The sequence below is a fragment of the Burkholderia reimsis genome, assembly GCF_003294055.1.
Classification (GTDB): domain Bacteria; phylum Pseudomonadota; class Gammaproteobacteria; order Burkholderiales; family Burkholderiaceae; genus Burkholderia; species Burkholderia cepacia.
In genome coordinates this window covers 1-19,478 of sequence record NZ_QMFZ01000023.1, presented here as the reverse complement: position 1 = coordinate 19,478, position 19,478 = coordinate 1, and the positions used below count along the sequence as shown (strand labels likewise).

25 protein-coding genes are annotated in these 19,478 nt (G+C 67.7%); 11 read left to right on the top strand and 14 right to left on the bottom strand.

The genetic code is table 11. The annotated features are described in order from the left end of the window. Positions 1-143 precede the first annotated feature (143 nt). The gene (locus DPV79_RS42225; protein WP_124535574.1) at positions 144-338 is read right to left on the bottom strand and encodes a hypothetical protein; all 195 of its coding nucleotides are present in this window, start codon (positions 336-338) and stop codon (positions 144-146) included. On the opposite strand from DPV79_RS42225, the gene DPV79_RS24475 reads away from it, so the two are divergent. Together DPV79_RS24475 and DPV79_RS24470 are read left to right on the top strand one after the other, a co-directional pair. Continuing rightward, complete coding sequence (locus DPV79_RS24475) at positions 310-1,866, top strand: UbiD family decarboxylase (protein ID WP_042973112.1); 1,557 nt, start codon at positions 310-312, stop codon at positions 1,864-1,866. The genes DPV79_RS42225 and DPV79_RS24475 overlap by 29 nt on opposite strands. 58 nt (positions 1,867-1,924) lie before the next feature. Further along, positions 1,925-2,593: a LysE family translocator gene (locus DPV79_RS24470; RefSeq protein ID WP_059685617.1), complete on the top strand. Its 669-nt coding sequence runs from the start codon at positions 1,925-1,927 to the stop codon at positions 2,591-2,593. Between the two features lie 124 nt (positions 2,594-2,717). Here the strand turns inward: DPV79_RS24470 and DPV79_RS24465 are convergent, their stop codons facing one another. Continuing rightward, positions 2,718-3,020 carry a hypothetical protein gene (locus DPV79_RS24465; protein ID WP_021157078.1) on the bottom strand — a complete coding sequence of 101 codons (303 nt, stop codon included), beginning with the start codon at positions 3,018-3,020 and terminating at the stop codon, positions 2,718-2,720. A 516-nt stretch (positions 3,021-3,536) separates the two neighbouring features. On the opposite strand from DPV79_RS24465, the gene DPV79_RS24455 reads away from it, so the two are divergent. Then, positions 3,537-4,466 (top strand): Rossmann-like and DUF2520 domain-containing protein, encoded by a 930-nt coding sequence (locus tag DPV79_RS24455; protein WP_048024201.1) that lies wholly within the window; start codon positions 3,537-3,539, stop codon positions 4,464-4,466. 75 nt (positions 4,467-4,541) lie between these two features. Further along, complete coding sequence (locus tag DPV79_RS24450; RefSeq protein WP_027788138.1) at positions 4,542-5,105, top strand: YggT family protein; 564 nt, start codon at positions 4,542-4,544, stop codon at positions 5,103-5,105. 12 nt (positions 5,106-5,117) lie between these two features. Here the strand turns inward: DPV79_RS24450 and DPV79_RS24445 are convergent, their stop codons facing one another. From DPV79_RS24445 to DPV79_RS24425, 5 genes are all read right to left on the bottom strand, one after another. Continuing rightward, a complete protein-coding gene (locus DPV79_RS24445) occupies positions 5,118-5,468 on the bottom strand; it encodes a DUF190 domain-containing protein (protein ID WP_113046726.1) in 351 nt (116 codons plus the stop codon). 23 nt (positions 5,469-5,491) lie between these two features. Next, positions 5,492-5,878 (bottom strand): fluoride efflux transporter CrcB, encoded by a 387-nt coding sequence (crcB, locus tag DPV79_RS24440; protein ID WP_027788140.1) that lies wholly within the window; start codon positions 5,876-5,878, stop codon positions 5,492-5,494. A 199-nt stretch (positions 5,879-6,077) separates the two neighbouring features. Further along, positions 6,078-6,956 (bottom strand): SIR2 family NAD-dependent protein deacylase, encoded by an 879-nt coding sequence (locus DPV79_RS24435; RefSeq protein WP_113046725.1) that lies wholly within the window; start codon positions 6,954-6,956, stop codon positions 6,078-6,080. Positions 6,957-7,141: 185 nt separating this feature from the next. After that, positions 7,142-7,522, bottom strand: a complete 381-nt coding sequence (locus tag DPV79_RS24430) for a TIR domain-containing protein (protein ID WP_113046689.1) — start codon at positions 7,520-7,522, stop codon at positions 7,142-7,144. After that, a complete protein-coding gene (locus tag DPV79_RS24425) occupies positions 7,519-8,118 on the bottom strand; it encodes an NUDIX domain-containing protein (protein ID WP_021157072.1) in 600 nt (199 codons plus the stop codon). Before DPV79_RS24425 ends, DPV79_RS24430 begins: the two co-directional genes overlap by 4 nt. 81 nt (positions 8,119-8,199) lie before the next feature. Between DPV79_RS24425 and DPV79_RS24420 the strand changes: the two genes are divergently transcribed. The 3 genes from DPV79_RS24420 (at position 8,200) to DPV79_RS24410 (ending at position 10,256) form a co-directional block, all read left to right on the top strand. Beyond that, positions 8,200-8,955, top strand: coding sequence for a DeoR/GlpR family DNA-binding transcription regulator (locus DPV79_RS24420; protein ID WP_021157071.1), 756 nt, complete (start codon positions 8,200-8,202; stop codon positions 8,953-8,955). A gap of 150 nt (positions 8,956-9,105) precedes the next feature. Then, positions 9,106-9,717: a chromate transporter gene (locus DPV79_RS24415; protein ID WP_111940374.1), complete on the top strand. Its 612-nt coding sequence runs from the start codon at positions 9,106-9,108 to the stop codon at positions 9,715-9,717. Further along, positions 9,714-10,256, top strand: a complete 543-nt coding sequence (locus DPV79_RS24410) for a chromate transporter (RefSeq protein ID WP_048024209.1) — start codon at positions 9,714-9,716, stop codon at positions 10,254-10,256. Before DPV79_RS24415 ends, DPV79_RS24410 begins: the two co-directional genes overlap by 4 nt. Before the next feature lie 83 nt (positions 10,257-10,339). On the opposite strand, the gene scpB is transcribed toward DPV79_RS24410, so the two are convergent. The 3 genes from scpB to DPV79_RS24395 all read right to left on the bottom strand — a co-directional run bounded on the left by scpB (position 10,340) and on the right by DPV79_RS24395 (position 13,753). After that, a complete protein-coding gene (scpB, locus tag DPV79_RS24405; RefSeq protein WP_059685630.1) occupies positions 10,340-11,149 on the bottom strand; it encodes a methylmalonyl-CoA decarboxylase in 810 nt (269 codons plus the stop codon). Continuing rightward, on the bottom strand, positions 11,146-12,369 hold the full coding sequence (locus DPV79_RS24400; protein WP_060309550.1) for a CaiB/BaiF CoA transferase family protein: 1,224 nt from the start codon (positions 12,367-12,369) through the stop codon (positions 11,146-11,148). Before DPV79_RS24400 ends, scpB begins: the two co-directional genes overlap by 4 nt. 61 nt (positions 12,370-12,430) lie before the next feature. Beyond that, on the bottom strand, positions 12,431-13,753 hold the full coding sequence (locus tag DPV79_RS24395; RefSeq protein WP_021157066.1) for an MFS transporter: 1,323 nt from the start codon (positions 13,751-13,753) through the stop codon (positions 12,431-12,433). Between the two features lie 170 nt (positions 13,754-13,923). On the opposite strand from DPV79_RS24395, the gene DPV79_RS24390 reads away from it, so the two are divergent. The 3 genes from DPV79_RS24390 to DPV79_RS24380 all read left to right on the top strand — a co-directional run bounded on the left by DPV79_RS24390 (position 13,924) and on the right by DPV79_RS24380 (position 16,068). Further along, a complete protein-coding gene (locus tag DPV79_RS24390) occupies positions 13,924-14,853 on the top strand; it encodes a LysR substrate-binding domain-containing protein (RefSeq protein WP_113046688.1) in 930 nt (309 codons plus the stop codon). Positions 14,854-14,976: 123 nt separating this feature from the next. Continuing rightward, positions 14,977-15,318: a DMT family transporter gene (locus tag DPV79_RS24385; RefSeq protein WP_113046687.1), complete on the top strand. Its 342-nt coding sequence runs from the start codon at positions 14,977-14,979 to the stop codon at positions 15,316-15,318. Positions 15,319-15,441: 123 nt separating this feature from the next. Further along, positions 15,442-16,068 carry a LysE/ArgO family amino acid transporter gene (locus tag DPV79_RS24380; RefSeq protein ID WP_113046686.1) on the top strand — a complete coding sequence of 209 codons (627 nt, stop codon included), beginning with the start codon at positions 15,442-15,444 and terminating at the stop codon, positions 16,066-16,068. Positions 16,069-16,079: 11 nt separating this feature from the next. On the opposite strand, the gene DPV79_RS24375 is transcribed toward DPV79_RS24380, so the two are convergent. After that, positions 16,080-17,240, bottom strand: a complete 1,161-nt coding sequence (locus tag DPV79_RS24375; RefSeq protein ID WP_113046685.1) for an enolase C-terminal domain-like protein — start codon at positions 17,238-17,240, stop codon at positions 16,080-16,082. 371 nt (positions 17,241-17,611) lie between these two features. Beyond that, the gene (locus tag DPV79_RS24370) at positions 17,612-17,956 is read right to left on the bottom strand and encodes a cupin domain-containing protein (protein ID WP_027788152.1); all 345 of its coding nucleotides are present in this window, start codon (positions 17,954-17,956) and stop codon (positions 17,612-17,614) included. Between the two features lie 68 nt (positions 17,957-18,024). Between DPV79_RS24370 and DPV79_RS24365 the strand changes: the two genes are divergently transcribed. Continuing rightward, positions 18,025-18,363, top strand: a complete 339-nt coding sequence (locus DPV79_RS24365; protein WP_113046724.1) for an HNH endonuclease — start codon at positions 18,025-18,027, stop codon at positions 18,361-18,363. 5 nt (positions 18,364-18,368) lie between these two features. On the opposite strand, the gene DPV79_RS24360 is transcribed toward DPV79_RS24365, so the two are convergent. Continuing rightward, positions 18,369-18,563, bottom strand: a complete 195-nt coding sequence (locus DPV79_RS24360; RefSeq protein WP_113046684.1) for a hypothetical protein — start codon at positions 18,561-18,563, stop codon at positions 18,369-18,371. Between the two features lie 233 nt (positions 18,564-18,796). After that, positions 18,797-19,378, bottom strand: coding sequence for an MAE_28990/MAE_18760 family HEPN-like nuclease (locus DPV79_RS42220; protein WP_279636583.1), 582 nt, complete (start codon positions 19,376-19,378; stop codon positions 18,797-18,799). Positions 19,379-19,478 lie beyond the last annotated feature (100 nt).

Here is a 19,478-nt window from a genome sequence, read left to right as displayed (position 1 = left end):
GACGCGCTGCGTCAAAGATCGGTGATTGGCGGCTCGAAGCCTTTTACCCTGCAGCCAATGTGAGCGGATTCTAGCAGGGTTTTATAGATCGTCAACACTATAAAACCTTGAAATTATAACAAAAAGTAATTTAAGGACACTCTTCAGATCGCGAGCCCCGTGCCGTAGGGGGTTTGCGCGCGGTCGACTTTTTTCTCCGCCGGGCGGGCATGCGGCGGCGCGGGTAAAATCGTCGGTCGATTCGGGGCCGCAGCCGGCCGCTGCGCCCGCCCATCGCTGCCCGCCACGCGGGTGGCCCGGACCATCTTCATGAAATACAAAGACTTACGCGATTTCATCCAGCGCCTCGAGGCGCTCGGCGAACTGCGGCGCGTCACGCAGCCCGTGTCGCCCGTGCTGGAAATGACCGAGCTGTGCGACCGCGTGCTGCGCGCCGGCGGCCCTGCGCTGCTGTTCAACGCACCGACCGGCTACGATTTCCCGGTGCTCGGCAACCTGTTCGGCACGCCGCGCCGCGTCGCGCTCGGGATGGGCGTCGATGCGGGCGACGACGCCGCGCTCGATTCGCTGCGCGATCTCGGGCGCCTGCTGTCCGCGCTGAAGGAACCCGATCCACCGAAGAGCCTGAAGGACGCCGGCAAGCTGCTGTCGCTCGCGAAGGCCGTGTGGGACATGGCGCCGAAGTCGGTGTCGTCGCCGCCCTGCCAGGAGATCGTCTGGGAAGGCGCCGACGTCGACCTGAACAGGCTGCCGATCCAGACCTGCTGGCCCGGCGACGCGGGGCCGCTCGTCACGTGGGGCCTGACGGTCACGCGCGGGCCGAACAAGTCGCGGCAGAACCTCGGGATCTACCGGCAGCAGCTGATCGGCCGCAACAAGCTGATCATGCGCTGGCTCGCGCATCGCGGCGGCGCGCTCGACTTCCGCGAATTCGCGCTGCGCAACCCCGGCAAGCCGTATCCGGTCGCGGTCGTGCTCGGCGCCGATCCGGCCACGACGCTCGGCGCGGTGACGCCCGTGCCCGATTCGCTGTCCGAGTACCAGTTCGCCGGCCTGCTGCGCGGCAGCCGCACGGAGCTCGCGAAGTGCCTGACGCCCGGCGTCGACACGCTGCAGGTGCCCGCGCGCGCGGAGATCGTGCTCGAAGGCTTCATTTATCCGCAGGAAGGCACCCCCGCCCCCGCTCCGGCAGGCGCACCGCCGCGCCCGGCCGGCAACGCGTCGGCCGCGTACGAGCACGCGCTCGAGGGTCCCTACGGCGATCACACCGGCTATTACAACGAGCAGGAGTGGTTCCCCGTGTTCACCGTCGAGCGCATCACGATGCGCCGCGACGCGATCTACCACTCGACCTACACGGGCAAGCCGCCCGACGAACCCGCGGTGCTCGGCGTCGCGCTCAACGAGGTGTTCGTGCCGCTGCTGCAGAAGCAGTTCACGGAGATCACCGACTTCTACCTGCCGCCCGAAGGCTGCAGCTACCGGATGGCCATCGTCCAGATGAAGAAGAGCTACGCGGGCCACGCGAAGCGCGTGATGTTCGGCGTGTGGAGCTTCCTGCGGCAGTTCATGTATACGAAGTTCATCGTGGTCGTCGACGAGGACGTGAACATCCGCGACTGGAAGGAGGTGATCTGGGCGATCACGACGCGTGTCGACCCCGTGCGCGACACCGTGATGGTCGACAGCACGCCGATCGACTACCTCGACTTCGCATCGCCGGTGGCCGGCCTCGGTTCGAAGATGGGGCTCGACGCGACCAACAAGTGGCCGGGCGAGACCAGCCGCGAATGGGGCCGCCCGATCGAGATGGATGCCGCCGTGAAAGCGCGCGTCGACCGGCTCTGGCAGGAGATCGGACTCTGACGCCACGCGGCCGGCGCCCGCCGGCCCGTGGATTGCCATTGCAACAAGAACAACGAAGATGACCTTTCCGCCTGCCTCCATGCTGTCCGACGGCTTCTTTCTGTCGCTGTCGCTCTGTCTCGACATCGGCCTCGTGAACGTCGCGATGTTGTCGCTGACGCTGTCGCACGGCTTCCGGCCGGGCTTCTGGCTCGGCATCGGATCGTGCGTCGGCGATCTCGTCTATGCGGCGCTCGCGCTCGCGGGAATGGCCGTGCTGCTGCAGTTCGAGCCGGTGCGCTGGATCGTGTGGATCGGCGGCGGCGCGGTGCTGCTGTTCCTCACGTGGAAGATGGCGCGGGAAGCGCTGGCGCCGGCCAAGGCGGCGGGCGACGACGGCGAGGATACGCCGCAGCCGCGTGCGAGCGCGCGGCGCAGCTTCCTGCGCGGCATGCTGCTCGCGATGTCGTCGCCGAGCGCGATCCTGTGGTTCGCGGCGGTCGGCGGCGCGCTGATCGCGAAAGCCGGCGCGACCACGCCGGCCACCGCGTCGGTGTTCCTGTCGGGCTTTTTCCTCGGCGGCCTCGCATGGACGCTCTTCATGTGCACGCTCGCGAGCCAGGGCCGCAAGCGCGCGGGCGCGGGGCTGATGCGCGCGTGCCACATCGCGTCGGCGCTGCTGTTCGCGTATTTCTCGTATAGCGTGATCGTCGGCGGCTACCGCGACCTGATCGTGAACGCGGTGTAATCGCAGCCGGCCTGCACGGGCCGCTCACCGAGCCCGGGCGGCAGCCCGAAAAGAAAAACGGCGCAGCGCCCCGCTCGGGACGCTGCGCCGTTTTGCCACGCGCGGTCAGGCCGCGCGGGACGAATCAGCGACGCCAGCCGTGATGGCCCCAGCCGCCGTAACCATGGCGCCAGTACGGGCGACCGTAGTAGCCACCATAGCCGCCGACGACCACGGCGGGCGGCGGCGCGTAGTAGGCCGGCGCCGGCGCGTAATAGACGGGCGGAGGCGGCGGCGCGTAGTACACGGGCGGCGGCGGTGCATAGACGGGATACGCGGGTGCGACCGGGATACCGATGCCGACCCCGATCGACACGTGAGCCTGCGCAGCGCTTGCGGCACCCAGGCCCAGCGCGGCGGCGGCGATGAACGGAATGAGCTTTTTCACTTCGATTCTCCTGCTGGAGCGGTATTTTATGCGCCCCTGTCGGCAACGGCGGGCATGCACGTCGCATGGAAGCAATGTAGCGAAAACGCGCTCCTCACGTATCGGGCATTTGTTGCAAATTGCAATCGCACGCGGCCGGAACCGCCGTGCGGCGCGGCTCGCCGCACCTTCGGCGGGCCTTGCGGGCCGCGCGGTTCCGTCCGACGAGTCGGGTCGCGACATGATGACCGGTCAGTCTTACCGGATACGGCGCGTGCGGCGGGCACGCGATCGTAATGAACGATTACAAATTCGAGACAAGATGCCGACGTTTCAAGCCGGACACCGGTTCGGTATATTTCGGGGTCGGATTCCAGGATCTTGAATCGACCGTGGTGCCCGGGCGTCGATAGATATGTCGTTCGCGCCGCGTAACTGTCAGCCACGCACGTGTCCGCACGTAAGCTGCCCTTTCGCGGCCCCGCCGTCATTCCTGCGATACTGGCGGTTGCTTCGTTTTCGCTTACGTTCGCTGCCATGTCCGTCCCCGACACACCCCGCCTCGGCTTCATCGGCGCCGGCCGTCTCGCACGCTGCGTCGCGCAGCGTTTCGCGCAGGCCGGCTTTCCGGTCGTCGCGATCGCGAGCCGCACGCCCGCATCGGCCGCGGCCCTCGCCGCGCGCATCGACGGCTGCCAGGCGGTCGACACGCCGCAGCAGGTCGCCGACGCCGCCGACCTGATCTTCCTGACGGTGCCCGACGACCATCTCGCGTCCGCCGCCGCGGCGCTGCGCTTCGACGCATCGCGCGCCGCGCGGCAGGCCGTCGTTCACTGCAGCGGCGCGTCGGCCGTCGCACTGCTCGATCCGGCGAAGCAGCAAGGCACGGCCACCGGCGGCTTCCATCCGCTCTACCTGTTCGGCGGCACCGACGCCGATCTCGCCCGCATCGACGGCTGCTCGGTCACGATCGAAGCCGACGGCGCATTGCATGCGACGCTGATGCGACTTGCCGCCGCACTCGGCTGCCATCCGCTGTCGATTCCGGCCGGCGGCCGGATGCTTTATCACGCGGCCGCGCACTACGCGGCGAGCTTCGCGCTGTGCGGGCTGGCGGAAGCGGTCGAGCTGTGGCGCGGGCTCGGTTTCGACGAGGAAGCCGCGTTGCGCGCGCTGCTGCCGATGCTGGCCGGTACGATCGAGACCGCACGCGACAAGGGGCTCGCGAACGCGCTCTCGGGCCCCGTGTCGCGCGGCGATACGGGCATCGTCGAACGCCAGTTGGCACTGCTTGAAACGCTCGGCGGCGATCACGCGACGCTGTACGCGTTGCTGACGCGCCGCGCGGTCGCGCTCGCGGCGCAGCGCGCGACGCCGCCGGCGTCGCTGCCGGCGCTCGCCGAAGCCGTCGAAACGTCGCTCGCGCGCACGGCCGCGCACCCCTCCCCGTCGCGAGACGAGGCGTGATAAGGTGTCGGCCGATGCGCCGCCATCCGGCGTTGGCGGCCGCACGCTACTGACCGTATAAAAAGGATGCCAACGATGTTCGGCGAGATCGCCCGTTTTCTGCTCAATACCATCTTCACGCTGTTCGGCGCCGCGCTGATCCTGCGCGTCTGGATGCAGGCCGTCCGCGTGCCGCCGTACAACCCTGTCACGCAGGCCGTGCTGCAGGCGACCAACTGGCTCGTGCTGCCGCTGCGCCGCGTCATCGCGGGCGTACGCGGCATCGACTGGGCCAGCGTCGTCGCCGCCCTCCTCACCGCGCTCGTCTATGTCGTGCTGATGGTCGTGATGGCCGGCTTCGACCCGGCCGCGGTGATCGCGACGCTCGTCGTGGTCGCGCTGCTCACCGTCGTGAAGTGGGCGCTCAATCTCGTGATCTGGATGACGATCCTGATGGCGCTGCTGTCGTGGCTCAACCCGCGCTCGCCGGCCATGCCGATCCTCTACCAGCTCACCGCGCCGTTCCTGAACCCGCTGCGCCGCGTGATCCCGAATCTCGGCGGCATCGACCTGTCGCCGATCCTGCTGTTCGTGATCGTGCAGGTGCTGCTGATGATCGTCACGCGCGCCGCCGTGTCGCTGACGATGTTCGGCATCTGACGCCGTCGCCCCCTACACCGCCGGCCCCTGCGCCGGCGGTGCGCCGAGCGTGTCGATCACGCCGAATTGCGCCGGCATCATCGCGTAGCACACGCGCACCTTTTCCTGCGACAGCCTCGCGAGCAAGCGCTGCGCCTCGTCCTCGGTGACGATGAATTCGACCTCGATCGCGGCCGCCCCCTGCAGCTCGAAGAAGCGATCCTCGTGCAGCACGCGATGCTGGCCGAAGCCGGCCATCGCGCGAAACGCGGAACCGCCCGCGACGCCCATCCGGTTCGCCTCCTCCAGCAGCCATTCCCACAGCGGCTTCCAGTGCAGCCGGCGCTGCTCGTGCACGTAGAAACGCAAGAAGATCCTGTCCATCGCTCCCTCCGATGGCGGCACGCTCAGGCCGCCGCGAGCCATGCGCGCGCGGTCCACATGCCGAGCGCCGTCAGCGCGAACGATCCAGTCAAGTGTAGGGCAGCCACCGCAAACGCCCATCCGAATTCGCCCTGCAACGCATGCGTCATCACTTCGACCGAATAGGTCGAGAACGTCGTGAGACCGCCGAGAAAGCCCGTGATCACGAACAGCCGCCACTCGGGCGGCAACCCGACGCGGGTCGTGAACACGACGGCGGCGATGCCGATCACGTAGCCGCCGATCAGGTTCGCGGCGAGCGTGCCGAGCGGCACGGCGGGAAAGAATTCGTTGAGCGCGAGGCTCAGGAACCAGCGCAGCAATGCGCCGAGCCCGGCGCCGACGAAGATCGCGACGATCGAATAGAACAAGGGCGCTCCCGTTCGATGAAGCGGCTGGATTCAGCCGCCGGCCCCGGTCGCCCGGGGTGATGTCCGGGCCGCACGCATGCGGCGCGCGTGCGGGCGGCACTGGCTGAACTGTATGCGGATTCGCGTCGCGCCTGCAACGGCCGCCACCGGCGGGATGCCCGCCCGTTCGCGTGGCGGGTACCCGCACGTTCACACACGGTCACGCGCGTTGCCAGGCTGCGTCGAGCGCGCCCAGCGTCGCCAGCGCGCCGCCCTTCAGGCCGATCACGTCCGCACGGCGCGCATGCGCTTCACGCGCGTTGATGCGGATCACGTCGGCGCCGAGCCGTTCGCTCAGCAGGCGCACGGTCGGGATCGCGGTGCCCGCGCCGATCTCGACCACGGCGACACGCCCGGCCCGCGCGATCCAGTCTTCCAGCGCGCGTTCCTGCGCGTCGTAGCGCGCACCGAGCCAGCCGGTGTCGCCGAACATCAGGATGTTCGGCCGCGCGAGGCCGCCGCAGCGCGGGCAACGCGGCATTTCGCCGACGAGGCGGCAGGTGGTTTCATCGACGTCCGGCACGAACGGCGCCGCATCCCACGTGTCGTCCGAGCAGGGGCGCAGGCACTGCATCGCGTGGATCGAACCGTGGATCTCGACGATCCGCGCCGGATCGAAGCCGGCTTTCTGGAACTGGCCGTCGACGTTGCTCGTCAGGACGAAGCCGCCGTTCGGCATCGCGTCGATCCAGCGGCGCAGGATCGCGAAGCCCGCATGCGGCACCGTCGCACGGTAGAGCGCGAGGCGGTGCCCGTAGAAGCCCCATGCGAGCGGCGCACGCGCGCGGAACGCGTGCGGCGATGCGATCTCGTGGAATTCGAAGCGCTCGCGGCGCAGCGCCGGATACGCGCGCCAGAACCCGTCCGTGCCGCGGAAATCGGGCAGCCCGGAATCGACGCCGATACCGGCGCCGGCCGTCACGAGCAATGCATCGGCGCGTGCGAGCGCGGCAACGGCGGAAGCGACGAGATCGGCGGGCAGTTGCGCGGCGGCAGCAGCAGCAGCAGCAGTGAAATCAGCGGAATCGGAGAGCGGCATGACGGGGGCGTCGGTGGCGTCGGACAGTGCGCGGGTGGCGTCGCGATCATACGCCGGTTCGCGCGCGGCGCGGCATGCATGAGATGCACGATGCAACGGCATGACGCGACGCCCGCCCGGCCGCGGGCGGTGCGGGCGAGCGTCGCGCGGAGCCGCCTGCACCGCCTTGGCCGGGCACCTCCTGTTCAGCGATCCGAGTCGTCCTGCGCGACCGGAATGTCGTCGACCGAGAAATAGACGGCCTTGCCGAGCTGCCGCGCGAGGGCGACATCCGCGTCGGCTCCGCGCGACGCGCCGTCGATCCGCCATACCGCATCGCAGCGGCGCAGCAGCCGGTGCGCGGCCGGATACAGGAACGCCTCGCTGACTGCATCGCCGACCTGTCGCGACCCGGCCGCGACGGCGAGCGGCAGCGACACCCACTCGCCGATCATCGGCACATGCCCGCGGCGATACACGGCGAGCGCGGCCTCCTCCAGCCGGTGCAGGTTCGCGGCGATGCGCGCGGGGTCGCCGTCCGTGCCGCTGCGGTAAGGGCCGGCGACCAGCACGAGCAGCGGCGTCATGCCGTGCGCGCGCCGGCGGTTTCCCGCAGCGCGACGTACTGGAGCAGCATGATCGTCTTCGCGTCGACGATCTCGCCGCGCTCGACCGCATCCAGCGCCGCCTGCAGCGGCATCTCGACGACCTCGAGATCCTCGCCCTCTTCCGCGACGCCGCCGCCGTCGCCGGTGCGCAGCGACGCATCGTATTCACCGACGAAGAAATGCAGCTTCTCCGTCACCGAGCCCGGGCTCATGAACGCCTCGAACACCTTGCGCACGCCGCGCACGCGGTAACCGGTCTCCTCCTCGGCCTCCGCACGGATGCGCGCCTCGGGCGTCGCGTCGTCGAGAAGGCCGGCGGCGGCCTCGAGCAGCATGCCGTCGTGTCCGCCGACGAACGCCGGCATCCGGAACTGTCGCGTCAGCAGCACGTCGCCGGTATCGGCATTGCGCAACAGGATGGTCGCGCCATTGCCGCGATCGTAGGTCTCGCGGCTCAGGCGCTGCCACGTTCCGTCGCGGCGCAGGAAATCGAACGTCACCTTCTTCAGCACATACCAGTCATCGGACAGCACCGTCGTATCGACGATGCGGACACGGTCCCGCGTTGCAGCCATCCCAGCCTCCGGTTCGACAAAAGACGGCGCCCATGGTAACGTGCAGATTCGTGCAATTTCAAGAAAATTCGTGCAACCCCGATGCTGACGACACAACGCAAGAAAGCGATCCTCGACGCACTCGCGCGCGACGGCCAGGTGCTGGCGGTCGAGCTGAGCGCGCAATTCGGCGTATCCGAAGACACCGTCCGCCGCGACCTGCGCGAGCTCGCGGCCGAGGGCCTGCTGCAGCGCGTGCATGGCGGTGCGCTCCCGGCGTCGCCGGCCGTTGCGCCGTTCGCGCAGCGCGAAACGCTCGAGACGGCGGAAAAGCGGCGCATCGCGCGCCGCGCCGCGGAAATGATCGCGCCCGGGCAGGTGGCGATCGTCGATGGCGGCACCACCTCGGCGCTGCTCGTCAGCCAGTTGCCGGCCGACCTGCGCGCGACGATCGTCACGCACAGCCCGAGTGTCGCGGTGGCGCTCGCCGCGCATCCGTCGATCGACGTGATCCTGATCGGCGGGCGGCTCTACAAGCATTCGATCGTCGCCGTCGGCGCGGCGGCCATGGAAGGCATTGCGCGCATCCACGCGGATCTTTACTTCATGGGCGTGACGGGCGTGCACCCGGTTGCGGGGCTCAGCACCGGCGATTTCGAGGAAGCGGCGATCAAGCGCGCACTGGCCGAACGCGCGGCCGAGACCGTCGTGCTCGCGTCGCAGTCGAAGCTGCGCGCGGCATCGCAGTTCGTGATCGGCGAGCTGACGCTGGCGCACACCGTGGTGGTCGAAAAGGAAACCGACGCCGCGTTGACGAAGCCGATCGAAGCGGCGGGCGTGACGGTCGTGCGCGCGTAGCGTCGGTCGTGGCCGTGGCGGATGGGCCGGATGGGCCCATCGAATCACCTGCGTGCTTTCATCACGCCAACACCTCGCCGATGTCAGCGTGCTGACAGCGTCCGCTTGCTAACATGGGCGCCCACCCAATCGCCACGCACCGCACGCCCGATGCCCCCGCCCTCCGCCACCTCCCCGTCGGCGCCGCCCGCAGACGACGCGCCGACGCCCGGCGTCCTCGCACTGTTCATTGCGTTCTCGCAGATCGGCCTGACCAGCTTCGGCGGCGGGCTCAGTGGCCGGATGATGCGCGACTTCGTGTACGAGCGCCGCTGGCTCGACGAGGAGGCGTTCCTCAACGGCCTCGCGCTGTCGCAGGCGCTGCCGGGCGTCAACGTGAAGAACCTCGCGATCTGGATCGGCTACCGGCTCGCCGGATGGCGCGGCGCTGTGGCCGGCTTCACCGGCATCATCGCGCCGCCGGCCGTGCTGATCGTGTTGTTCGGCATCGCGTTCTCGACCCTCACGCGCTTTCCGCTCACGCATGTCGCGCTCGCCGGCGCGGCGGCCGCGGCGATCGGGCTGTCGATCTCGATGGCGATCACCGCCGTGCGTCGGTTGCCGCGCCGCGCGCTGCCGTTCGCGGTGACGGCGCTCACCTTCGTGTCGGTTGCGGTGCTGCACTGGCCGCTGGTGTGGACCGTGCTGGTCGGCGGCACGCTGAGCGTCGCGCTCGAATACCGCCGCGCAGCCGCCACACCGGCCGGGCGCGACACACGATGACCGCATCGCAACGCTACGCCGCGCTGTTCGGCGTATTCGCGCCGCTGTCGATCGCGACGATCGGCGGCGGGCAGGCGATCATCGCCGACATCCAGCGGCAGGTGGTCGACGTGCATCACTGGATGACCGCCACGCAATTCGTGAACGATTTCGCGATCGCGCGAATGGCGCCGGGCCCCGGCTCGCTGCTGGCGACGCTGATCGGCTGGCAGGTGGCCGGTTTCTGGGGCGCGGTGATCGCGACGCTCGCGCTGTTCGGCCCGACGGCGTTCCTGATCTACGGCGTCGCGCATCTGTGGCGGCGGCACCAGGGCGCGCGCTGGCAGATCGCGCTCGAGGGCGGCCTGCGCCCGGTCGCGGCCGGCATGATCCTCGCGTCGGTGTGGGTGCTGCTGCAGGCGCTCGACGGCGGCTGGGCCGCGCGCGCGATCGCGGTCGCGTCGACGCTGTGCGTGATGTATACGCGCGTCCATGCGCTGTTGTTGATCGCCATCGGCGCGCTGCTGCTCGTCGGCGTGCACGCGATCGGCGGCGCGTAACGCAGGCCGCCTCGCACCGCGGAACCGCTCGGGCACGTGAACGCGGCGGGCCTGTTCACGCCAATGGCGGGCTTGCGCCGGCCCTACACGCCGCGAAACACCGGCGCGCGCCGCTCCGCAAACGCGCGCAGCCCTTCGTCGAAGTCCTCGCCTTCGCATGCGTGCCGGCGCAACTCGGCGATCCGTTCGAACGCGTCGGCCGGCAACGGCCGCGCATCCTGCAGCACGCGCAACTGCTCCTTCACCGCGTGCACCGCGAGCGGCGCCTTCGCGGCGATCGTGCGCGCGACGTCGAGCGCCGCCTCGTCGACACCGCCTGCTTCCGCCAGCCGGTTCACGAGCCCGTGATGCGCGGCGCGTTCCGCATCGAGCGGCTGCGCGCAGAAGAACATCTCCTTCAGCACGTGGATCGGCAGGTTGTCGTGGAAGCGCAGCAGGCCGCTCGTCGAATACGGCAGGCCGATGTTCGCGGGCGTCATCGCAAAACGCGCATCGCGCGCCGCGACCACCAGGTCGCAGCTCATCACGAGATCGACCGCCCCGCCCCACGCCGAACCCGACACCGCCGCGATCACCGCGCCCGGATAAGTCCGCACGCGCCGCAGCGCCCGTTCGAGCGGCTTGCCGTACGCGAGCGGATCGCGATCGTCGGCCAGCTCGCGCAGATCGTGCCCCGCGCTCCACACGTCGCCGCTGCCGTCGTTCGACAGGATCACGACGGGCGGAGGACGGTGTTCGGCCAGCGCATCGAGGCGCGCGACGAGCGCATCGAGCAACGGCGCGTCGAGCGCATGCCGGCGCGCCGGATTCGCGAACCGTACGCGCGCGATCCGTTCGCCGACCATGTCGACCGTCACGCGCGACGCGCCATCGTGTTTCGTCGTGTCGCTCATTGCACGGCCTCCGCCACCGCTTCCGCCTGGAAGATCGCGCGCCCGGCCAGCAGCGTGTCGATCGCGTCGTCGTCGTAGCCCGCTTCGCGCAGCACGTCGACCGTATGCTCGCCGAGCAGCGGCGGCGCATGGCGCGTGCGCGGCGCCGGCACCGCGTCCCCCATCCCGCCGAGCGGCGTGACGACCTGGCGCAGCGTGCCGAGCGTCGGATGCGCGACCGGTTCGACCAGCCCGCAATGCGCGAGCTGCGGATCGTCGAACACTTCGTCGAGCGTGTTGATCGGCCCCGCCGGCAGCCCGGCGTCGACGAATCGTTGCGTCCATTCGCGCTTGCCGCGCGTGCGCAACCGGCCTTCGAGCAGCGCTTTCAGTTCGTCACGGTGCGCGACACGCGCATCGTTGGTCGCGAAGCGCGGATCGTCCGGCAGTTCGGGCAGATCCAGCAACTGGCACAGCCGCAGCCACATGTCGGTCGTGATCGGCGCAAGGTTGAGCGGCCCGTCGGCCGTCTCGAACACGCCGTACGGCGCGATCACCGCATGCGCATTGCCGGTGCGGCGCGGCACGTCGCCGAGGCTCAGGTAGCGTTGCCCGTGCACGCTCAGCAGCGACACGAGGCTTTCGAGCAGCGACGTGCCGACATGCTGCCCGCGCCCCGTGCGCTCGCGCTCGAACAGCGCCGCCATCACGCCGGTTGCGACCCACATCCCCGAGCTGAGATCGCCGATCGCGGTGCCCGTGCGGGTCGGCTCACCGTCGGGAAAACCGGTGAGGCTCATCAGCCCCGCGTAGCCCTGCGCGATCTGGTCGAAGCCCGGCCAGTCGCGCAACGGGCCGCGCGGGCCGAACGCGGTGACGCTGCCCATCACGAGCCGCGGATCGCGCGCGCTCAGCGCGGCGTAACCGAGCCCCATCGCGTCCATCGTGCCGGCCTTGAAATTCTCGATCACGACGTCGGCCTGCCCGATCAGCCGGCGCACGACGTCGAGGCCGGCCGGCTGCCGGAAATCCACGCAGATGCCGCGCTTGTTGCGGTTGCAGGACAGGTAGTACGTGCTCACGCCGCGATCGAACGGCCCCCACGCGCGGCTCATGTCGCCGTGCGGCCCCGACTCGACCTTGATCACGTCGGCGCCGAGATCGGCGAGCACCATCGAGCAGAACGGCCCCGACAGCGCGCGGCTCAGATCGACGACCCTGATTCCTTGTAATGCCTGCATTCCGGACTCCTGATATTGATGACTGGGTGTGGCTTGTTTCCGAACGATCGCGGCGCACCGCTCATTCGGGCAGCGTCTGATGGCGCGTTTCGACCGCGAACGGCAGGATCAGGATGCCGAGCCCGAACGCGGCCGCGGTCCATGCGACCGGCACGCCGAGCGATCCGTAACCGTGAATCGCGGCGCCGAGCAGGAAGTTCACGCCTGCGCCGATGAAGCGGCCGACCGACGCGTTGAACGCGAACGCGGTGGCACGCACGCGTGTCGGGTACTGCTCGGGCAGCCACAACGAGAAGATCGCGAAATTGCCGCCGAAGAAACCGAGGAACGCGAGCGACACCATGAATGCCGCGAGCCCGTTCGGCTGATAGAACGCCCAGCCGAACGCGAACACGATCGAACCGGCCATGCCCGCGAAATACACACCGAGCGCCGTGCGCCGGCCAAGCCGTTCGGAGAGCCACGGCGCAACCAGGCAGCCGGCGATCGTCGCGCACGACAGGATCGCCGCGCCGATCGACGCGAGCCGCAGCGCGCCGATGTGATCGATGCCCGCACGCGCCGCCAGCGTCGTGACCGCGCTCGCCTCGTACACGGAGCCGGCCCACAGCCCGACGATCGCGACGCCGACCAGGCTCGCGCTCGTCAACGTGCGGCGCAGGAAGGCCGGCGCGAAGATCTCGCGCAGCGGATGCGCGCGCCGCGCGTCGGCCACGTCGCCGTCGCGTGCGTCGTGCCGGCGCCACTGGCCGGGCTCCTTCACGCGCATCACGGTGAACACCGCGAGCAGCGCGGGCGCGAGCCCGCACAGGAACATCGCTCGCCACCCGTAGGTCGCGCCGATCGTGTAGTTCAGGCACGCCGCGATGAAGAAGCCGAAGTAGTAGCCCGTCTGCAGGTAACCGGCGCCCATCTTGCGGCGGTCTTCCGGCCAGCTCTCGGCCACGTAGGTGCCCGCGAGCGCCCATTCGCCGCCGACGCCGATCCCGGCGATCAAACGGCACGCGGCCAGTGCCCACACGTCGTGCACGAACGCGGCCGCGCCGGTGAACACCGAATAGATCAGGATGCTCGCGGCGAGCGTGCGCACGCGGCCGAAGCGGTCGGCGAGCGGCCCCCAGATGAACGACAGCCCCCAGCCGATCAGGAACAGCGCGAACAGGATCGAGCCGTACATCCCGAGATTCGCGGGCGTCGCCGCGATGCCGGACGCCGGCAGCAGTTCGGTCAGCGCGGGTATCAGCACGAGCGCGTAGATCACCGAATCCACGCCGTCGAGCACCCAGCCCGCATACACGGCCCAGAAGCCCTTGACCTGCTCGCGCGTGAGCGGCGTGCGCCGCGGCTTCGCGCCGGCCGCCGGCGCGTCGATCGCCTTGAACATCTTCGTCTCCTTGCCGGCGGGGCCGGCGCTTTTGCCGCGTCCGGTCCGGGATGGCCGGCAGGCTGGCTCTTGTGTGAGACGAGTATAGAAACCCCATCGATCGGGGAAAAATATGATATTCATCTTGCTCGATCGGATTGGCTTATGGCTTGAATCGGGAGGCGGCGGCGATGGACTTGAGGCAGTTGCGCTATTTCGTGAAGGTCGTCGAATGCGGCAACGTCACGCATGCGAGCGAGGCGCTGCATGTCGCGCAGCCGGCGGTGAGCCAGCAGATGCGCAATCTCGAACAGGATCTCGGGATGCAGCTGCTCGAACGCAGCGTACGCGGCGTCGCGCCGACCGCCGCCGGCCGCACGCTGTACCGGCATGCGCTCGAACTGCTGCGCCAGGCCGACGGCACGCGCGAGCTGCTGCGCCGCGACGCCGACACGCCGCAGGGCCGCGTGACGGTCGGGATGCCGTCGAGCACCGCGCGCGTGCTGGCCATTCCGCTCGCCCGCGCGGTGCGCGACCGCTACCCGGGCATCATGCTGGAACTGATCGAGGCGCCGAGTGCCGATCTCGACACGTTGCTCGAACGCGCACGGCTCGATCTCGCGATCGTCGTCGACGCGGTCGAGACGCGCGGCATCGCGATCCACCGGCTGCTGACGGAAACGCTGTACCTGATCACGTGGCCCGAATTCCCGGTGCCGGACGATCCCGTGCCGCTCGAAGCGATCGCACGGATGCCGCTCGTCCTGCCGAGCGCGCCGAACACGATCCGCAACCGTGTCGAATGGGCAATGCGCGAGGCCGGGCTGTCGTACGAGATCGGCTTCGAGGCGAGTTCGACCGGGCTGCTGTTCGCGGCCGTGATGGCGCAGCTCGGCGTGACGATCCTGCCGTGGACGGCCGCGCACGTCGAGATCGAGGAACGCAAGCTCAAGCTGTCGACGGTCGCGCACCGGCTGTTCGCGCGCGACCTGTCGCTGTGCTGGCACGATACGGCGCTCGTCAGCAACGCGGTGCAGAAGGTGAAAGCCGAGATCGTCCGGCTGTTCGACACGCTCGGGCAGCGAACGGAGTGGGCGGCCGGCAACACCGACCGCGCATGACTGGCGCGGCGCATGCCTTGTATTGCCCTTCCGCGCGTACTAAGCTGCTTTCGTTCTGGGTACCGCTGACACCTCCACTTCTCCTCGCCGCTCGGTATAAGCGTCGAGGGAAGGAGGCCGTTCGTGTCCCCGCTCCAGTCTGCCTGGCTTCTGCTGGGCGTAGGTGTCCTCGCCGAAGTGCTCGGCTCCGTCGGCCTCAAATACTCGGCCGGCTTTTCCCGCCCGCTCCCGTCCGCGCTCACCGTCGTCTGTTATGCCTGCGCCGTCTGGCTGATGGCGCTCGCGACGAAGCGGCTCGAAATGGGGCTCGCGTACGCGAGCTGGGCTGCCGCCAGCACCGCGGCCACGGCCGTGATCGGCATCGTCTGCTTCGACGAATCGGTGTCGTCGCTGAAGCTCGCCGGCATCGCGCTGACCGTTTGTGCGCTCGTCGCGCTCAACCTCGGCGAGGCGGCGACGCACTGACCGGTGGCGGGCCGGTCGTCGACGCATGGGCGCCAGGGGCATTGACAGCGCCCCCGCGCGCCCCTTAACGTTTCGTTCATCGTAACCATCACCGGTTCAGCTTAAGAGGTTGTCGGCTCGCTCGTGCTCGACACCTCTGCCTTCATCGAAGGCCTGCTGCTTGGCGCCGGCCTGTTCACGTCGGTCGGCCCCAAGGACGCCTTCGTCATCAAGCGCTCGATCTCGAGCCCCCATCTCTTCTCCATCGCCCTCGTCTGCGCAGGCAGCGACGCGCTGCTGATCGCGCTCGGCGCGCAGGGGGTGTCTGCACTGCTGTCACGGCATCCCGGTGTGGTATCGGCCGCGCTGTGGGCCGGTATCGCCTATCTCGCCGGTTATGGCCTGCTCGCGCTGCGCTCGGCGATCCGGCGGCGGCAGCCGGAGCACGTCGACGATCCACACGCGCGCCACGCCCCCGCACTGTCGCGCACGCTGCTCGCGACGGCCGCGGTGTCGCTGCTCAATCCGTATGCGTGGATCGATACCGTGCTGCTGCTCGGCACCGTGATCGTGAGTCACGCGCCCGCCGAACGCGCGCCGTTCGCGTTCGGCGCGATGGCGGCTTCGCTCGCGTGGTTCCTGATACTCGCCTATGGCGCACGCGCGTGCCGCGCGTGGTTTGCCCGTACGCTGGCGTGGCGCGTGCTCGATTTGTTCGTTGCGGCGATGATGCTCGGCTTCGCGATGCGTTTCGCAATCGACGCGCTTTAGCGCTTTGGGTGTCAGCGGCCCGATACCGCGCGAAACGCGCGATGCGCGCCGGCATGCCGCTCGAAACCGATGCCCGGTGCCTGCGGCGTGCGCGCGAAACCTGCGTCGACGGTTGCGCCATCGGCGAGCCCGCTGAACGGATCGAACGCGAACGGATTGACTTCCGCACCGCCGAGCCCGAGCGCAGCGACGACGTGCAGCGAGAACAGGTGGCCGCCATGTGGCCAGAAGGCGTCGCGCCGCCAGCCGCGCGATGCGAAGTGCTCGACGATCTGCAGGTATCCCGGCAGCCCGTAGCAATGCACGGGGTCGAACACCAGCACGTCGCGGTCGGGACGCAGGCCGCCGTAGCGGTCGAGCAGCTTCGCTTCCGCGAGCGAGAACAGCGCTTCGCCGGCCGCGATCGGCGGCGCGTAGCGCGTGGCGACGTCCGCCTGGAGCGGCAGGTCGAGCGGATCGCAGATGTCCTCGAACCACCAGAGGCCGAACGGCTCGAGCATCGCGACGGCAATATCGACGGTCGTCGCGTCGTACGTGTTCATCGCGTCGACCGCGAGATGCGAACTGTCCGCCAACTGCGTGGCGGCCGCCTCGATGCGCCTGCTGTCCTGAGCGACGTCCGCGCCACCGATCTTGATCTTCGCGTGCGTGTAGCCAAGGTCGGCAATGCGGCGCATCTCGTCCGACAGGCGCGCGAGATCGTCGTGCGGATAACGATAGCCACCGCCCGCGTACACACGCACGCGCGGTGCCGCCGTGCGTCCAAGCCGGTCGGCCAGAAAGCGATTGAGCGGCAGGTCGGCGATTTTTGCGGCGGCGTCCCAGATCGCCATGTCGAGCGCGCCGATCGCCACGCAGCGTTCGCCGTGTCCGCCGGGCTTTTCGCCGGCCATCATCGCGCGCCACGCGCGGAACGGGTCGAGGTTCGTGCCGGCTTCGTCGGCGAGCGCGTCGGCAGCGGCCAGCAGGCGCGGCGCGAACCGTTCGCGGATCAGGCCGCCCTGCGCGAAGCGGCCGACCGATGCGTAGCCGTAGCCCGTCACGGGGCGGTCGTCACGCACGACGTCGGTGGTGAGCGCGACGACACTCGTCGTCAGGCCGCCGGATGGAATGGCCGGGTCGGCATAGCGGGAGACGGGAATCGTGCGTTCGCGGATGTCGGTGATACGCATGGTCGGGATTCAGGGAGTGGCGACCGGCGCAAGCGAACGAGGTACGCGATGCGACCGGAACGGTGGGCGGATCGCTGCATCATAGGGGTTTGAGCGATGACGCGCAGGCCGGCGCGGCGATCGCCTTTTCGAATCGGCCGGCAGGTCGCCTGGACGGAATGCGCCGGTGTGTGCCGGCTTGAACGAGCACGCGGTCGACCGTGTCGCCGGGGCCGGCGATTTGACCGCGCCCCGCGATACGAATGCCCCGGCCCACCGCGCACACCGCATCGACCACGCTGTCGCGCGAAAACGTGCGGTCGCCCGGAGGGCGCGAACCTCGAAGGTATCCGGACGACGACGTTACGCGTGGCTCGAATCTACCGGCGCGCTCAGGCGAAGACGAAGTACTTGCGCACCGTCTCCACCACTTCCCAGGTTCCTTTCATGCCGGGTTCGATCACGAACACGTCGCCGGCTTTCAGGTGCACCGACTCCTCGCCTTCCGGTGTGATGATGCAGTAGCCATCGAGGAAGTGGCAGTACTCCCATTTCTCGTAGTTCACCTCGAACTTGCCCGGCGTGCAGATCCAGGTACCCATGATCTTGCTGCCGTCCTTGGAGAGGTACGCGTTGAGGTTCACGGTGTGCGGATCGCCGCCGATACGCTTCCACTTGGTCGCGTCAAGGACCGGCGTCGGGCAGGTTTCGCGCAAAACGGTGATGAAATCGGACATGTCAGCTCCAGACTAACGTTCGTGTAAGAGGCTTGTCACGTTAGTGCGAAAGCGTGGTCGGGACTTGCATGCTTCCGACACCGACTCGTCTATTTTCGACACCGGCCCGCGGGTCAAATTCTGGTTCAGGGTCAGTCGTACGAGATCCACTGGTCAAAGCTTGGGTACTCGAGCGAGCAAATGGGCCATGCGAGGCTTGCGACCAACCGGCTCCATTCATCGGGGCAGACAGCTTCACATTTTTGGAGGTCCATCATCTCCGCCGACTTGCGGACAATGGATCGGATAGGCCAGAGAACGCCGTCGCCGTTTGCCCGAACTGCCATCGGCGACTTCACTTCTCAGAAAATACTCACACGTACCGAGAAACGCTCTACGGAAAAGTGTCGGAGTTGGTGTGCGAGTAGATAACTCAGGAATAGGGTGTGCGACCGCTGTATGTTGTCCATGCCAATTCGAAGAACCCCTCGTCCACCTTGCCTGCCTCGAATCCTGGAACGTCTTCGAGAAGCAACCGCAGTTTCTCCATGAAAGCTGCTCGCGGGAGGTCGCCGCCGAAATCGGCACACACTGTCGCAGCCAGCTCGCAAATGTGCTCGTTGGTCAACGTCGGGAAATCGTTGAGGTATTGGGATTCGTCCGTGCGAGGACTGCGAGGACTATCCGCTCAAACAACACCCAATACAACGAGGCGCCGCAGCGAACTTGACGATCGAAGTCAAATGAGATCAATCGCCATTTTCCGCACCCTATTACATCACTTTCATTCATATAAATATCAGAGTTTTCAAAGCCCCCCCAAAAAAAGATCATCAACCCTTGATATTTCGACACATTAATCTAGGCCGCATCCCTCTCGAAGCGGCGAAGAATTGATGAATTCTCCACCTCATTACGAAAGGTGTCGATGAGGGCAATAACATCGTCACGCAACGACAAGTACTCGTCAACAGTCAATTCCAATGCCTCACCATGAGCAATATGATTCCGCGGATTCACAAGATTTGCATCTATGAAATTAAGACGAGTTTCAAACTGATTTGCACCAAGCCCCAATGCCGCAAGAATATCCAAAAGAACCTTGGACGAAAGATTTGATTTCGTATCAATGACATTCTTGTATGGAATGCGCGACTGAGCGTCGAGGGACGTACAAAAGAAATCAGCAAGCGCATTTGCGCTTGAAACCTTCTCACTTACCCGCATCTCAGCGAACTTGGATCGAAGAGTCAGCGCCACGAAGTTAGGTGCAAGCTTGCGGTACGGTATGCGGTGCGAAGCCACGAACTCGAGATAGTGAGAAGCGGTTGCTTTAACGAAACCCTCCCAGTGCGCATACAGAAGCGCGACGCCAGCACGGATCACTACTCTGCATCGAAGTTGACCGGAGGACTCCTTAGACTCTAGCTTCAAGTGCAACACCTTTGATGAGATAGGGTGTTGCGATGACGAAATACAAGCATCTGAGCGCCGAAGAGCGCGCGGTGATCATGATCGAGAAGGCCCGGAACACGAGCGTCAG

Bases quoted from the DNA above. Each gene is read 5' to 3' on its own strand.
- DPV79_RS24475 (WP_042973112.1), top strand. From the start codon at position 310: ATGAAATACAAAGACTTACGCGATTTCATCCAGCGCCTCGAGGCGCTC.
- DPV79_RS42225 (WP_124535574.1), bottom strand. From the start codon at position 338: ATGAAATCGCGTAAGTCTTTGTATTTCATGAAGATGGTCCGGGCCACC.
- DPV79_RS24470 (WP_059685617.1), top strand. From the start codon at position 1,925: ATGACCTTTCCGCCTGCCTCCATGCTGTCCGACGGCTTCTTTCTGTCG.
- DPV79_RS24455 (WP_048024201.1), top strand. From the start codon at position 3,537: ATGTCCGTCCCCGACACACCCCGCCTCGGCTTCATCGGCGCCGGCCGT.
- DPV79_RS24450 (WP_027788138.1), top strand. From the start codon at position 4,542: ATGTTCGGCGAGATCGCCCGTTTTCTGCTCAATACCATCTTCACGCTG.
- DPV79_RS24445 (WP_113046726.1), bottom strand. From the start codon at position 5,468: ATGGACAGGATCTTCTTGCGTTTCTACGTGCACGAGCAGCGCCGGCTG.
- DPV79_RS24435 (WP_113046725.1), bottom strand. From the start codon at position 6,956: ATGCCGCTCTCCGATTCCGCTGATTTCACTGCTGCTGCTGCTGCTGCC.
- DPV79_RS24430 (WP_113046689.1), bottom strand. From the start codon at position 7,522: ATGACGCCGCTGCTCGTGCTGGTCGCCGGCCCTTACCGCAGCGGCACG.
- DPV79_RS24425 (WP_021157072.1), bottom strand. From the start codon at position 8,118: ATGGCTGCAACGCGGGACCGTGTCCGCATCGTCGATACGACGGTGCTG.
- DPV79_RS24420 (WP_021157071.1), top strand. From the start codon at position 8,200: ATGCTGACGACACAACGCAAGAAAGCGATCCTCGACGCACTCGCGCGC.
- DPV79_RS24415 (WP_111940374.1), top strand. From the start codon at position 9,106: ATGCCCCCGCCCTCCGCCACCTCCCCGTCGGCGCCGCCCGCAGACGAC.
- DPV79_RS24410 (WP_048024209.1), top strand. From the start codon at position 9,714: ATGACCGCATCGCAACGCTACGCCGCGCTGTTCGGCGTATTCGCGCCG.
- scpB (WP_059685630.1), bottom strand. From the start codon at position 11,149: ATGAGCGACACGACGAAACACGATGGCGCGTCGCGCGTGACGGTCGAC.
- DPV79_RS24400 (WP_060309550.1), bottom strand. From the start codon at position 12,369: ATGCAGGCATTACAAGGAATCAGGGTCGTCGATCTGAGCCGCGCGCTG.
- DPV79_RS24395 (WP_021157066.1), bottom strand. From the start codon at position 13,753: ATGTTCAAGGCGATCGACGCGCCGGCGGCCGGCGCGAAGCCGCGGCGC.
- DPV79_RS24390 (WP_113046688.1), top strand. From the start codon at position 13,924: ATGGACTTGAGGCAGTTGCGCTATTTCGTGAAGGTCGTCGAATGCGGC.
- DPV79_RS24375 (WP_113046685.1), bottom strand. From the start codon at position 17,240: ATGCGTATCACCGACATCCGCGAACGCACGATTCCCGTCTCCCGCTAT.
- DPV79_RS24370 (WP_027788152.1), bottom strand. From the start codon at position 17,956: ATGTCCGATTTCATCACCGTTTTGCGCGAAACCTGCCCGACGCCGGTC.
- DPV79_RS24365 (WP_113046724.1), top strand. From the start codon at position 18,025: ATGCTTCCGACACCGACTCGTCTATTTTCGACACCGGCCCGCGGGTCA.